The sequence below is a fragment of the Desulfovibrio sp. genome (assembly GCF_035644575.1).
GTDB lineage: Bacteria > Desulfobacterota > Desulfovibrionia > Desulfovibrionales > Desulfovibrionaceae > Desulfovibrio.
Genome location: NZ_DASQOG010000204.1, coordinates 1 through 13,781, shown reverse-complemented (window position 1 = coordinate 13,781; position 13,781 = coordinate 1). Strand labels below are relative to the sequence as shown.

At 58.2% G+C, this 13,781-nt stretch carries 15 protein-coding genes; all 15 read right to left on the bottom strand.

Features of this window, described 5'->3' with window-relative positions; genetic code table 11:
• Positions 1–72: 72 nt before the first annotated feature.
• The 15 genes from VEZ52_RS11300 to trpD all read right to left on the bottom strand — a co-directional run bounded on the left by VEZ52_RS11300 (position 73) and on the right by trpD (position 13,666).
• Positions 73–276, bottom strand: a complete 204-nt coding sequence (locus VEZ52_RS11300) for a flagellar M-ring protein FliF (protein WP_324836898.1) — start codon at positions 274–276, stop codon at positions 73–75.
• Positions 257–1,897, bottom strand: a complete 1,641-nt coding sequence (fliF, locus tag VEZ52_RS11295) for a flagellar basal-body MS-ring/collar protein FliF (protein ID WP_324836897.1) — start codon at positions 1,895–1,897, stop codon at positions 257–259. Before fliF ends, VEZ52_RS11300 begins: the two co-directional genes overlap by 20 nt.
• Positions 1,898–2,213: 316 nt before the next feature.
• Positions 2,214–2,660 (bottom strand): flagellar hook-basal body complex protein FliE, encoded by a 447-nt coding sequence (gene fliE / locus VEZ52_RS11290; RefSeq protein ID WP_324836896.1) that lies wholly within the window; start codon positions 2,658–2,660, stop codon positions 2,214–2,216.
• 54 nt (positions 2,661–2,714) lie between these two features.
• On the bottom strand, positions 2,715–3,152 hold the full coding sequence (gene flgC, locus VEZ52_RS11285; RefSeq protein ID WP_240824572.1) for a flagellar basal body rod protein FlgC: 438 nt from the start codon (positions 3,150–3,152) through the stop codon (positions 2,715–2,717).
• Between the two features lie 72 nt (positions 3,153–3,224).
• Complete coding sequence (gene flgB / locus VEZ52_RS11280) at positions 3,225–3,638, bottom strand: flagellar basal body rod protein FlgB (RefSeq protein ID WP_324836895.1); 414 nt, start codon at positions 3,636–3,638, stop codon at positions 3,225–3,227.
• A gap of 231 nt (positions 3,639–3,869) precedes the next feature.
• A complete protein-coding gene (locus tag VEZ52_RS11275; protein WP_324836894.1) occupies positions 3,870–4,400 on the bottom strand; it encodes a 3'-5' exonuclease in 531 nt (176 codons plus the stop codon).
• A gap of 2 nt (positions 4,401–4,402) precedes the next feature.
• A complete protein-coding gene (locus VEZ52_RS11270; RefSeq protein WP_022659212.1) occupies positions 4,403–4,825 on the bottom strand; it encodes a hypothetical protein in 423 nt (140 codons plus the stop codon).
• 31 nt (positions 4,826–4,856) lie between these two features.
• The gene (locus VEZ52_RS11265) at positions 4,857–5,345 is read right to left on the bottom strand and encodes a thermonuclease family protein (protein WP_324836893.1); all 489 of its coding nucleotides are present in this window, start codon (positions 5,343–5,345) and stop codon (positions 4,857–4,859) included.
• 122 nt (positions 5,346–5,467) lie between these two features.
• Positions 5,468–7,699, bottom strand: coding sequence for a ferrous iron transport protein B (gene feoB / locus VEZ52_RS11260; RefSeq protein WP_324836892.1), 2,232 nt, complete (start codon positions 7,697–7,699; stop codon positions 5,468–5,470).
• A 466-nt stretch (positions 7,700–8,165) separates the two neighbouring features.
• Entirely contained in the window at positions 8,166–8,441 is a 276-nt protein-coding gene (locus tag VEZ52_RS11255; RefSeq protein WP_022659208.1) for a DUF2325 domain-containing protein, read from the bottom strand.
• Between the two features lie 208 nt (positions 8,442–8,649).
• On the bottom strand, positions 8,650–9,417 hold the full coding sequence (gene trpA / locus VEZ52_RS11250) for a tryptophan synthase subunit alpha (RefSeq protein ID WP_192112031.1): 768 nt from the start codon (positions 9,415–9,417) through the stop codon (positions 8,650–8,652).
• A 2-nt stretch (positions 9,418–9,419) separates the two neighbouring features.
• Positions 9,420–10,613, bottom strand: a complete 1,194-nt coding sequence (trpB, locus tag VEZ52_RS11245; protein WP_324836891.1) for a tryptophan synthase subunit beta — start codon at positions 10,611–10,613, stop codon at positions 9,420–9,422.
• Positions 10,610–11,242, bottom strand: a complete 633-nt coding sequence (locus VEZ52_RS11240; protein WP_324836890.1) for a phosphoribosylanthranilate isomerase — start codon at positions 11,240–11,242, stop codon at positions 10,610–10,612. The genes trpB and VEZ52_RS11240 overlap by 4 nt, the downstream gene beginning before the upstream one ends.
• Positions 11,236–12,084, bottom strand: coding sequence for an indole-3-glycerol-phosphate synthase (locus tag VEZ52_RS11235; RefSeq protein ID WP_324836889.1), 849 nt, complete (start codon positions 12,082–12,084; stop codon positions 11,236–11,238). The genes VEZ52_RS11240 and VEZ52_RS11235 overlap by 7 nt, the downstream gene beginning before the upstream one ends.
• Positions 12,074–13,666 carry an anthranilate phosphoribosyltransferase gene (trpD, locus tag VEZ52_RS11230; protein ID WP_298998658.1) on the bottom strand — a complete coding sequence of 531 codons (1,593 nt, stop codon included), beginning with the start codon at positions 13,664–13,666 and terminating at the stop codon, positions 12,074–12,076. Before trpD ends, VEZ52_RS11235 begins: the two co-directional genes overlap by 11 nt.
• Positions 13,667–13,781 lie beyond the last annotated feature (115 nt).

The window sequence follows — 13,781 nt, the reverse complement described above, 5'->3', positions numbered from 1 at the left end:
GTACGCTGTTTGCCGGTCAACTCCATCTCCCTACTCCTTCACCGAGATCCGCACTAGGCTGCTCGGGGTTGCTTATTCCTTGTCTGCAAGCCAGCGCTTGATAAGCCGCACGGCCTGATCCATATGCTGCTCGGTAATGTGGAAGAGCCGCATTTTCAATTCCTCAACGCGCTGATTGCTTTCTTTTTGCGCAAGGCGCAAGGCCTTGAGCTGCGAGAGCGTCGAGCTGCTTTCCGTCAATTGACGGTTTGGTGCTTTAGGCGGTAGCTGTTTCATCGTTTTTCATCCAGCCGCGCACCAGCATCACCACCTGCTCCATATGATTATCAGAAAGGGTGAAAATGTGCGACTTCAAGGCTTCAATATCTTTGAAAACAAGTTCATCGTCTCCCTCAGCTTCCGGCTCGTCCTCTGCCTTGGAGGCCTCTTCAAGAGCCTCATACAGAGCCAGTTGTTCTTCGGCTGCGGGCAGGCCTTCAAGCCCCTCAATCATTTCACCGGCTTCAACCTTGGGCCGGATGAGGGCCAGAACCACAGGCCGCACCACAAGCATGAGGAACAAAAAGGCCAGCAGCGCGTTGAGCAGGGGCTTGCCCAGCCGTTCGGCATAATCGGCCAGCATTTCGGCAAAATTGGGATCCTTGGGCGGCTCGGAATCCGTAAATGGAGCGGAGCTTACCTCCAGAGCATCGCCACGGGCCTTGTCCAGACCCACGGCATTGGTCACAAGCTGGCGCACCCGCTCAAGGTCATCGGCCTTGCGCGGCACAAATGTCCACGCTCCGCTGGTCTTTTCATACGTCCCATCGATAAGGACTGCAACCGTCATACGCTTTAAATCGCCCACATTGGATACGATTTGCTGCTCTTCCTTGTTAATTTCGTAGTTGGTGGTGCGGGTTTCGCGGCTGCCGTTCTGCTGTGAAACAGATCCGGCAATGCCATCGCCACGGAAGTTGGCGTCCGGCGAGCCGCCTTCAAGATTCGAGCGGCCCTGCTGGGTTTCTTCACTGCGCTGCTCGCTGCGTACTGCGGTTTTTTCGGGGTCAAACAGTTCGCGGCGGATGGTGCGCTGGCTGAAATCCATATCCACGTTGACCTTGGCGATAACTCGGCCAGGGCCAAACATGGGCTGCAACATTTCTTCAATGCGGCGTTCAAGGTTGCGCTGCACCTGCTGGCGGTGTTCCATCTGGGTGGTGCTTGCACCGGCGAGGCTGTCTGATTCCGGCTGATACAGCACCTTGCCGCCATTGTCTGAAATGGAAACGTGCGTTTTATCAAGCCCTTCCACAGCCATGAGCATCATGTTGAGGATGGCGTTGATTTCTTTCTGGTCGGGCTTGAGGTTGGGCCGCTTGAGCTTGAGCACAACCGAGGCAGAGGGGGACTGGCGTTCTTCCACAAACAGGCTGCGGTGCGGAATAACCAGATGCACGCGCGCGCTTTCCACATTGGGGAACTCGCTGATGGTGCGCGAAAGTTCCCCCTGCAAGGCGCGGGTGTAATTTATTTTCTGCACAAAGTCGGTTTGCCCGACCTTGACCTTGTCAAAAATTTCAAAACCAATGCCCTGCCCCACAAGACCGCCTTCGCCCGCGATCTTGATGCGTTCATCGTACACAACTTCCTTGGGAACAAGAATTGTCTTTCCGTTGTCCGTAAGCTGGTACATGACCTTGTCGGCCTGGAGCGACTTGATGACAACGCTGGCGTCTTCGGCGCTGAGGTTGGAATACAGCACTTTCAAGTCGGGGCGAGAAGCCCAGACAGAAAGGCCAATGGCCGCAGAGCTGACGAAGACAAATCCACCCAGAACCATCACGCGCTGCGCGACGCTCATTCTGGCCCAGACTGCCTTGATGGAATTGACAAGTTGCATGAGAAAAGCCGGCATATGGTTGCTCCTGCGAAGACGTGGCATAATTCCGGCACGTTGGCCGGACATATGCTCAGCCAAAGCAATTGCCATGCCATATTACAATATATTGAATTATATGATTTTTTAAAACACTCTTCTGATTCATTCAAATTTGTGACGCTGCGCCGGAAACGCCGAATCCCCCAGGGCACAGCCCGTGGGGGATTCGGCGTTCAGGAGTATCACGCGCGGAAAGGAAAATTTTTAATTTATAAAACACACCTGCCCGGGAGCATCGCAACGTAAATAAACGCTCCGCGCCCCGCTGGCGAACAGCAGCTCACGCAGTTGCCTAGAACTGCATGCGGGAAATTTCCTTGTAGGCCTCAAGCACCTTGCCGCGCACGGCAGAGGTCAGCTTCATGGCCATGCTGGATTTCTGCATGGTGATCATGAGTTCGTGCACATTCTGGGTGCGGCCTGCGGCGAAATCTTCGATAGCCGCATTCTTGGCGCTGTCCAGTTCGTTAACCTTGTTGAGCGAACTTTTGATGGTGCCGGAAAAGCTGTTCTGCGGCGTCACCGGCGTGTGCGCCTGAGTGGGATATTTGATAAAATCCGCTTGGGCGCCAAAATTTTCGCCCCGGTCAACGCTGTCGCGCAAAAGGCTCTGGTCAAGGGTTTTGGCAAACTGGGTCTGGCCGCCGATGGAGCCGCCCTGCTGCAGGCTGCTCTGCACTTTGCTGAAATTCTGCACTGCCTCGCTGTACGCCCGCATGCCAACTGCCTGAATGCTCATAGCAACCTCCGCGCTCCAAAAAAATCTTTTTTATGCTGCAACCGTGGTCAAAACCTAGCGGCCAATATCCAACGCCTTGATAAACATGCCCTTGACGGCATCCACCGTGGTGACGTTGGCCTCGTAGTTTCGCTGGGCAGTCATGAGGTTGGCCATTTCCTCAACCACGTTGATATCGGGGTACATGACGTAGCCTTCCGCATTGGCGTCAGGGTTGCCTGGCTCGTACACCCGCTTGAAGGGCCGGTTGTCCATGGTCACGGCAGAAACACGCACGCCCTGCACCGCCCTGTCGAGGGCCGAACGCATGTGGATGGAAAAAGGATCATCCACATCAGCCGTTTGCTGCACCACGCTACGCCGACGGTACGGCCCGCCCTGGGGCGTGCGCGTTGTCTTGGCGTTGGCAAGGTTCATCGAAATGGTGTTGATGCGGGTGCGGTCGGCTGCAAGGCCGGACGCGCTGATGTCAAATGCCGTCATGAAGTCCATGGCTTCCTCCTACACTGTCCGCTGCCGGGGTTCTTATGCCGCGTATGGAAGCGGCGCGGCTGCGGGCAAAAATCAGGACTGCTTGCCATCCTGGATGATGTTGTTCAGTCCTTCAAAAGACTTGGTCATCACCTGGGTAAGCGCTGTGTACTGCAACTGGTTCTTGGCATGCTTGGCCATTTCTTTATCAATATTCACGCGGTCTTCGCCGTGAACAACACGCGGTTTGACCGCCATATCCCATTCCGGCCCAAAAGAATCAGGCCTGAAAGCCGTGGGCATGTGAGAAGATTCCGTGCGGGTCATCTCCCCGCTGGAATCAAGCCCGAGGGCCGATTGCAGTTCTTTTTCAAAAGACAGTTCGCGCGGTTTGTAGTTGGGCGTCTCCACGTTGGCGATATTGCCCGAGATGACGTTCTGCCGCTGCAACTGCATATCCATGACCTTGCCCACAAGGCCTATCTGCATATTGAACATTGATTTCATACTACGTACCCCCGTGGTTCACGGAAATCTGCTTGCCAAGCCTTTAGCAACAAGCGTTCCACAGCATAAAAATCATGTAATTAAGATGTGTTAAAAAACAAAGATCGGACAGAGGTCGGGATTTTGACAGACGCAGGGAGTTCCGTCAGGCCAGAACGCGAGCGCAAAAAACAAAAAACCCGCCCGAAAATCCGGGCGGGGTCAATCTGGCGGGAATGGACGAACTGCGGCTTACAGTTTCATCTGGGCATCGGTAACGCCCAGAGCGCGCAACTGCAAATAGATGCGGGCGCAGGCCTCCGCATCCGAACCGGCATGGTGGTGGTTCAGCGCTATCCCAAAGTAGGCACTCACGCTGCTGAGCTTTTTGGAGGCAAGCGGCAAACTGCGGCGGGAGCCTTTGAGCGTGCACAAAAAAGGCGCACGGGGTTCCTGCACTCCCACTGCATGGCAGCTTGCGGCAAGCACACGCCTGTCAAAGGAGGCATTGTGCGCAAGCAGACTGCCCGCCCCTTCAAGAAAGGCATCTATCTGCGGCCACAGTTCGGCAAAAGTGGGCGCATCCTTCAGCATGGGCCAGGTCAAACCGTGGATCTCGGTAAACATCACGCGAGATGACGGCGGCCTGATGAGGCTGTAAAAAATATCGGTCACGCTGCCCTGCTCAATACGAGCAAGGCCCACGGCGCAAGCGCTGTGGGCCGAGTAGCCGGAAGTTTCAAAATCAATAGCTACACTACGGCTCAAATCTGTAGAAACCACACTTACTCTTTTGCGGCTTTGTGGGCGGCTTCGGCCAAACGCGCCTTGATATAGTCGCGCATGACGGCATCGTCGTCCTCGAGGTTAAAGCAACGGGCGTCTTCGCCCATGAGGCCGCCGGGCACAAAGTCGCCCTTTTCGCCGGGGTCAGAGACCATTTCGTCATAAAAACAAATGGAAAGCCAGCGGCTTGCCGGTTCATCATCCACCACATCCAGCAGCACAAAGAGTACACGTTCGGTCTGTACGCTGTGACGCGCCCGCAGGGAATAACTTACGCCGGGCCGGGCCTTGAAGGTAAAGGAAATGTTGCTGTGCGCGGCCAGAAAATCCATGTATTCCGTAAATGATTTCTTGATGTTAAGCGGGTCATCCTGCCAGGAATCAAGAAATTTACGCAGTTCTTCGGAACCTGTAACTTCCATACGCGCTCCTTTTATGGGTTACGGCGGCGTGTCAGCGGGTCCATTGCCAAGGGGGGGTGCCAATGTTCAGCCCCCAAATGCCACGCCTGTCCAATACCGCCTGATGTTCCTGAATAAGCCAGCGGCGGCAAAAAATGGCCCTGCACCGCTGCCTGTCCACCCAGGCCAGACCTTCCATCACCAGCTTGTAGTTGACGGAATCACCGCCCACCTGCACAAGCGCGGTAATGGGGCCATCTTCGAGCTGCCCCACGTCTTCAACGTCCACTTTGGCTCCCTTGGGCATCATGCTCTGCAAATAGGCCAGCGCCTGAGGCCCATAAGGCTGCCTGAGACTGGGAGCTTCAATACCGTAAAAGACCAGCACCTTCTCAGGTTCTTCACTGTCTTTCTTGGTGCTGACAGAAATGGTATTGCCGTCCTCCACTCTTACCACATACGCATTCCACGTTGTAGCCGCAGCAGCAGGAGACACAGCCAGAACCATCAGGATTATACTTGCAAAAAGCCGGTTGAGCATTGCTGAACCCCTCGGTAAAGGCCTGCAAATGTGCGCCAGCAGATAATGCCTGTGCCGCCAGACCTTTGTCAAGGCAGGCGGCACGGGCATCAAGGAGGGGAATCAGAAATCAAATAGTATTGCTACCCCCAGACAGTGCGTCCTATCTGGTAGGCGGCCGTGGCTACAGCAAAGGCCAGAGCAGTGTTGAACACAATGCTGAACGCCACCCAGCCCCAGCTGCCAGCCTCCTGCCGAATGACCACCAGGGCCACAAAGCAGGGCGAATACAGCAGTACGAAGAGCATCAGGGAAAGCGCGGTGGCCTTTGACCAGGCTTCATCACCCTTGAGGCGCTCCGCCAGGGGGGCGGCGTCTTCGGGATCCTGGTCGCCCATGGCGTAGGCAGTGCCCATGGTGGCCACAACAGCTTCCTTGGCGGCCACACCGGCCAGCAGGGCTATGTCGGTGCGCCAGTCAAAGCCCATGGGGCGTGTGGCGGGTTCCACGGCCTTGCCAAGACGGCCAGCCACGGAGAAGGCCAAGGCTTCTTCCTTAAGTTCGTTGCGCACGTTGCCGAGTTCTTCTTCAATAGGGGCGCGGGCTTCGTCACCTTCAGGGATAGCCGCGATCTTTTCCTCAAGCTGGGCGATCTGGGCGTCAAAGGGGGCGGACTTGTCTTCCGGCAGACCGGGGAAGGTCATGGCGGCCCAAATCAGGATGGAAATGGCCACCAGCACGGTACCGGCCTTCTTGAGGTACATCCAGGCGCGTTCCCAGCAGTGCAGCAAAAGGCTCATGAGAGTAGGCATGCGGTACGGGGGCAGCTCCATAACAAAGGGAGTGGCCTCGCCCTTGACGATGGAAGAGCGCAGCAGGCGCGCCACCAGCAGAGCCATGACCCAACCGGTTATCATGATAAGAAACATGACGGTGGGGGCGCTGTCAGGAAAGAATGCTCCGGCCAGCAGCAGGAACACGGGCAGCTTTGCGCCGCAGGTCATGTAAGGCAGCGTCAGCAGTGTTGCCAGTTTTTCCTTGGGACTGCGCAGGGTACGGGTTGCCATGACGCCGGGGATGGCGCAACCGCCAGCAATACCGCCAGCGATAATATAGGGCATGACCGATGCGCCGTGCAGGCCGAAAAAGCGGAAAATGCGGTCCATCATGTAGGCCACGCGGGCCATGTAGCCGCTGTCTTCCATAAAGGAGATGAGCGCAAACATGATGAGGATGAGCGGCACAAAGCTGACCACGCCGCCAACACCCGCGATAATGCCGTCCACAATAAGCGACTGGGCAAAGCCCTCGGGCAGCAGAACTGTGCAGGTATCGCCCAGCCATTTAAAGCCGTCTTCAACCCAGCCTTTGGGATAATCACCCAAAGTAAACGTTACCTGAAACATGAGGTAGAGCACGCCGATCATGATCAGCGGGCCAAGAAAGGCGTTGGTGAGTACCTTGTCCAGCTTGTCGGAAAGGGCCAGACGGTCCTTGCCGGCATCCTGGGTCACGATGCCGTCGCGCAGCAGGCTGCGGATAAAGCCGTAACGGTAATCGGTGATAATAGATTCAAGGTTGGCGTTGAGCGTACTGCGCACATGAGCGGCAGCCTTTTTGCGCATGCCCTCAAGCTCTTCGGCCAGGGCGGCGTTGGCGGCGCGAACCTCGCTCATGATTTCACTGTCGCCTTCAAGCATCTTGAGGGCAACCCAGTGGGGCATATACTTTTTTGCAAACAGCCCATTGTCTTCAATGCGCTTTTCCATATCCAGCAGCACAGGGTCAATATCGCTGCCGTAAGAAATGCGCAGGGCATTGGCCTTGCCCGCCTGCGCCAGCTTTATGGCAACAGCCATGGCTTCATCCAGGCCTTCGCCAGAGCGGGCCACCATGGGCAGCACCGGGATGCCCAGCAACTCGCCAAGGCGCTCCATATCAATATGGATGCCAGCGGCGCGGGCTTCGTCCATCATATTGCAGCCAAGCACCACGGGGATGCCCATTTCGAGCATCTGCACGGTAAGCAGCATGTTGCGCTCAAGGGCCGAGGAGTCCACGACGTCAATAACGGCCTGCACGTTGCCAGCCGCCAGCTCGCGGCGCGCCACCAGTTCTTCCATGGAATAGGCGGTCAGCGAATAGGTGCCGGGCAGGTCAACCACGGTAACCTGCTTGCCGCCCACGGTGATGTGACCTTCTTTTCTGTCAACCGTAACACCGGGATAGTTGCCCACATGCTGGCGCGCGCCAGTGTAGCCGTTGAAAACTGTTGTTTTGCCGCAGTTGGGATTGCCTGCAAGAGCTATCCGCAGCTTTCCATCAGCGTTGAAATTGGCATCATCGGGATTATTAAACTGCCGAACCGCGCTCATGCACGCACCTCCCCCATGCTATAAACAGACTGACGCCGCACTTGCGACATCCCAGCCATTACCGCGAACAAAAATTTGTTCATACCAGCCTTCCTGCCAGCAGCCTTGCCGTCATACGGCTTGTCTTGACTGACCCTTTTTCGATCCTGCCGAAGGGCCGTCTGCGAGACGCTGCTCAAAAAATTGAAATTCAATTCCAAAGTCCTGATTGATTTAGCGACCTGCCCCCCAAATGTCAAGCGATGGATAGTAATTTTCCGCAATTTTACTCCAACCCGGTCGGACATAAGCAAGACACCTGCGACCTTTTCGATCGTCCCGGCCAAACTCCCCCGCCCAGACTTTCCTCGCGGAGACGGATGCTCGCAGTGCCTGCAAAAAAAGGGAGGCCGCCGACCTTGGTCAGCGGCCTCCCATCCCGTCACAGGGGTGGCAGTTCTGCATTAAAGAACGCTCCTTCAGCAGCCTATGCGCCCTTGAGGCATTCACGCAAGGAAGACACGCCGCACGAATGAACCATTTGCAGAGGGATGTTGCGCGAGCGCGCCACCTGCACGGCCTTGCGTTTGGCCTCGTGCGAAATTTTGTTGGTGAACACGATCATGGCGTCAGGGTTGCCGATTTTGTCCACAAAATTGCGCTCATTTCGTGTGATGAATTTCAAGGAATGCCCGTCCTGCTCCGCCGCCGCCATGTAATCTTTTTTCAGTCGGTCCATGCCGCCTATCAGGGTTACGCACATATTATCCTCCGTCTTTTGCCGCACTGCTCAATGTTGCGCGGGTGTGTTGCTCTGTGCCCTTCTTTTAATTGAAAACGAATTTCAAAGTCAATAGGTCTGGATCATATTTTTGAAAATAATTTTCAATATAAATAACAAGGGCGCTCTCCCCTGCGGAAAAGCGCCCTCATTTTGTGCATAAGACGATAAAAAAAACTTCTATTTCCAGCTACTTCCAGCGGGCCAGAAATTCTGCGGCGCTGTTGCCTGCGTCAATGTGTTTGAGCAGGGCGCTGCCAAAAACAACGGCATCGGGCCGCGCATCGGGCGAAAGAGCTTCAAGCTGCGAAGGCTCGCGCAGGCCAAAGCCAAGAGCCAACGGCAATTTGAAAGCAGAACGCGCACGCCGCATGGTCACCGCCACCTGGGGCGCCAGGTCGTTGCGCTCGCCAGTGATGCCCATGACCGAAACCACGTACACATAGCCCTCGCCCACGCTGTTGTAGAGGGCCATGCGTTCCGCGCTGGTATTGGGGCCAACCAGCGGGATAAGGGCAATGCCTTCTTTTTTCAGGGCTTCACGCAGCGGCCCGGCTTCTTCGTAGGGCAAATCTGGCACGATAAAGCCGTGCACGCCGCCGCGCGCGGCGTCCCGCGCCAGTTTTTCGTAGCCATATTGCAGAAAAGGATTCAGGTAGCCCATGAGCACCACGCCAGCCTGAATAAGCCCCTTGCGTTCAATGAGTTCTTCCAGAATGCCGCGCAGGCTTACGCCATCGCTCAGGGCGCGGCGCGAGGCTTCTTCCACCACCGGGCCATCTGCCACAGGGTCGGAAAAAGGCACGCCGATTTCGATGATATCCGCGCCGCCTTCGTCCAGTTCCATCAGCGTGGGCCAGAAGGTGGACTGATCGGGAAAGCCAGCCGTCAAAAAGGGAATCAGTGCCGGGCGACCGGCTGCCTTGGCATCGCGGATTTTCTGTTCAAGAATATTCATGACTACACCTCTTCCTGGCCCTGCGCCGCAAAGCCCAGCGCCTTGTTGACAATGCCCAGATCCTTGTCGCCGCGACCAGACAGGTTCACCACCACCTGATCGCCCTTTTTGAATTCCTGCGGATGGTCGAGCACCCAGGCAAGAGCGTGCGAAGATTCAAGCGCGGGCAGAATGCCCTCTGCACGGCACAGACGCTGGAAGGCGTTGAGCGCGTTGGCGTCCTTGACCATGCCGTAATGGACGCGCCCGATTTTTTGCAGCCACGAATGTTCCGGCCCCACACCGGGATAATCCAGCCCGGCAGAAATGGAGTGCGAGGGTTCAACCTGACCATCGTTGTTTTGCAGCAGCATGCTGTACGCGCCGTGCAGAACGCCGGGGGTGCCAAGATTCAGCGGAGCGGAATTGAAGCAGCCCGTCTCGCCCGTGCCTGCCGCCTCCACGCCGATGATGCGCACGCTGGCGTCATCCACAAAGGGATGGAACATGCCGATGGCGTTGGAGCCGCCGCCCACGCAGGCCACCACGGCATCAGGCAGCCGCCCGGTTCTTTCCAGCATCTGGGCGCGGGTTTCGCGGCCAATGACGCTTTGCAGCATGCGCACCAGCTTGGGGAAGGGGTGCGGCCCGGCAGCGGTGCCAAAACAGTAGTGGGTTGTTTTCTGACTGCCAATCCAGGCGCGCAAGGCTTCGTTGATGGCGTCCTTGAGAGTGCGGGTGCCGCTTTCCACCGCATGCACGGTGGCGCCCAGCAGCTTCATGCGCATGACGTTGGGGGCTTGGCGTACCACGTCTTCCGCACCCATATAGATGGTGCATTCCAGACCCAGCCGGGCGGCAGCCGCAGCAGTGGCAACGCCGTGCTGGCCCGCGCCAGTTTCCGCCACCAGGGCTGTTTTGCCCATATACTTGGCAAGCAGGGCCTGCCCAAGGGTATTGTTGACCTTGTGCGCGCCCGTATGCAGCAGATCCTCGCGTTTGAGCCACAGGTCAAAACCCAGCTCGCCCGAAAGGGTGGGGCAATAGGTCAGCGGCGTTTCACGCCCGGCATAATTGAACAGCAGGTCTTTCAGCTCTGCCTGAAACTTCTCGGTGGGATAAATGTCGCGCATGGCCGCTTCCACTTCCATAAGGGGCGGCATAAGCAGTTCGGGAACAAAGCAGCCGCCGAACTCACCAAAGTAACTGTCTTTCATAGCGAATACCCATTGCCTTTGGAGTTTGCGGCCATAAATGCAGCCGCCATTTTTTCCCTGTTTTTACACCCCGGCGCGTCTTCCACGCCGGAATTGAAATCCACCCCGGCAGGCGCGCACATGCCTACGGCCTTTGCCACGTTGGCTGCGCTCAATCCCCCGGCAAGCAGCCAGGGATGCGCCGGGCGCAGGCTGGCCAGATCCGACCAGTCCAGCTTGTGCCCGCTGCCGCCGCCTTTCAGCCCCGCGTCAAGCAGGTAATAGGCGCAGGCTTCGGCATTGCGTTGTAAATCATTGTACAATAAAGCGCGGTGGGTGTAACGGTCGGGCCAGAGCACCCGGATGACGCGCTCCGCGCCGATGGCGCGGGCGCATTCCACACTCTGGTGACCGTGCAGTTGCGCGTAATCAAGCTGGGCTTCGTCCATGACGCGCCGGATTTCGTCCGCACCCTGATTCACAAAAACGCCCACCCGCAGCATGGCTCCACTGTCCAAGGCTGCCGCCTGTGCAACCGTCACACCGCGCGGGCTGCGGGGATGAAAGATAAAACCGCACATGGCAGCACCAAGGCTGGCCGCATGGTCAACATCTTCTTGCCGTGTGAGGCCGCAGAACTTGATCAGCATGTGCAATCTCCCTCAGTTTTGGCTGTGGCTCCCAGCAAGGCCGCCAAGGCCTCGCCCGGAGCGCCGCCTTCCATCAGGGCGCTGCCCACAAGGGCCGCGTGATATCCCGCAGATGCCGCAGCGCGCAGATGCTCCGCGCTGCTCATGCCGCTGGCTGCAATCCACAGTTCGCCATTGACTGGCGGGCAGGCCTGTATCAGTCGCAGGCAGGCGTCGCGGTCAATGGTCAGGCTTTCCAGATCGCGGGCATTGACCTGTATGATGCGCGCCCCGCTCTCGCGGGCAAGGCGCAGGTCTTCCGCATCAAATATTTCCACCACCGCCTGAATGCCGTAGCCTTCCGCCTGTTCACGCAGGGCCCGCAGGGTCGCGGCGTCCGGCGTCAGCCGCACAATGAGCAGCAATGCCGAGGCTGGCGTGGCTGCCGTGGCCCGCACCTGCAAAGGATCAAAAATAAAATCCTTGCGCAGCAGGGGCACACGCGGCCCAGTGTAGAGCGCCGGGTCAGCGGCTCGGGCCAAATATTCCAGCCGCCCGCGAAAAAACGTTTCTTCCGTCAGCACCGACACGGCGCTGGCCCCTGCGGCGGCATACTGGCGCGCCACATCTTCCACATCCAGATTCTCGCAGATCACGCCGCGCGAGGGCGAGGCCCGCTTGTACTCCGCCACCACGGCCAGGGGGCTGCCCCCGCCAGCTCCGGAATGCTGCTGGCGGGTTAGAGCCGCCACAAAATCCGGCCGCTGCCCTTCATACACCGCTGGCAGAGCGCCCTGAGCTTCCAGAACTCGCAGGGCTTCCACCTCGGCCTGCTTGGCCGTGCGAAAGCGCTCAAGCAGCATTGAGCACCTTCCTGCCCACACCGGCGCTCACGGCCTCGCGGGCGCGGGCCATGCACAGGGCCATATCCATCTTTTCTTCCAGCAGATAGATGGCAAGCCCCACATTGAGCACCACCATGTCCATCATGGCGCGCGGCCCCTGCCCGTTGAGAATATCCTTGAGCACGGCCACGGCTTCTTCCTTGCCGCTCACGGCCAGGTCTTCCACAGTGCAGGAGGCAATGCCGAATTCCTGCGGGTCAAGCATCATGGGCGTCACCTTGCCATTGTGCAGCAGGGCCATCTTGGTGGGGCCAATAGGCGTAACTTCATCGTAGTTGCCCGAACCGCAGACCACGGCGGCGCGGTGCAGGGGCGACTGCATGAGGGTTTCGGCCACCAGCTCCACCAGCTCGGGCCGCGCCACGCCCATAAGCAGATGGCTGGGCCGCGCCGGGTTGATCATGGGGCCAAGAATGTTGAACAGGGTACGCACGCCCATTTCCTTGCGCACAGGGCCGATATTGGCAAAGGAAGGATGGAAGTACGGGGCAAAGATAAAGGCAAAATTGCGCTTTTTGACCATCTCCGCCACGGAGGCTGGGTCTTTCTCCAGCGTGATGCCGAGGGCTTCCAGGGCATCCGCGCTGCCGCACTTGGACGAAACCGCCCGGTTGCCGTGCTTGACCACCCTGTAGCCCATACCTGCCAGCGTCAGAGAAGAAGCCGTGGAACAGTTGAAGGAATGACGCCCGTCGCCGCCGGTGCCCACCACATCGATGGTTGTTCCCGAAATGCCGTCCACACGCACGGCGCGGGCCAGTGCAGCGCGTGTGGCGTGAGCCAGTTCAAGGGCGCTCTCGCCCTTCATGCGCAGCCCCATGAGGAAGCCGCCCGCCTGCGCCGGAGTCATCTTGCCGTCCATGAGGGCCGCAAAACCCGCCGCCGCCATTTCGGCGGAAAGGTCTTCCCTGCGGGCCAGGCGTTCCAGAATGCCGGAGAAGTCGGAGGTTTCCGCGCCTGTGCCGAGGATGCTCTGCGGGAAGTTGCCCAGCAGACGCAGCCCGTCCGGCGTGAGCACGGATTCGGGGTGGAACTGCACGCCGACCCACGGGCGGTCGTTGTAGCGCAAGGCCATGACCTCGCCCTCCGGGGCGCGGGCAGTGACCGTAAAGCGTGGGTTTTCCGCGTCTTCATCGGCACGCACCACAAGGGAGTGGTAGCGGCCCACGCGCATGGGGTTGGGCAGGCCCAAAAACATGCCCGTGCCGTCGTGCACGATTTCAGACTGTTTGCCGTGCATAATGCACGGGCCGACTTCAACCTTGGCCCCGGCATGCAAGCCCAAAAGCTGATGCCCAAGACACACGCCCAGTACGGGAATGCGCGGGCTGAGGCGTTTGAGGAACTCCGGGCACAATCCCGCATCGGCGGGATGCCCCGGCCCGGGAGAAATGCAGACCATGGAAAGTTCGGGGTTCACCGCCATGTCCAGCACGGCGGGGTCATCGTTGCGCAGCACCACGGGCTTGTGGCCCAGGGCGTAAAAAGCCTGCACAAGATTGTAGGTAAAGGAGTCGTAATTATCGATGAGCAGAAACATATTCTTCGTCCTCCGCACGCAGGGCCAGGCGCATGATGGCTGATTTGTTGCACACTTCCTTCCATTCCAGATCGGGATCGGAGTCATGCACGATGCCTCCGCCCGCCTGCCAGAA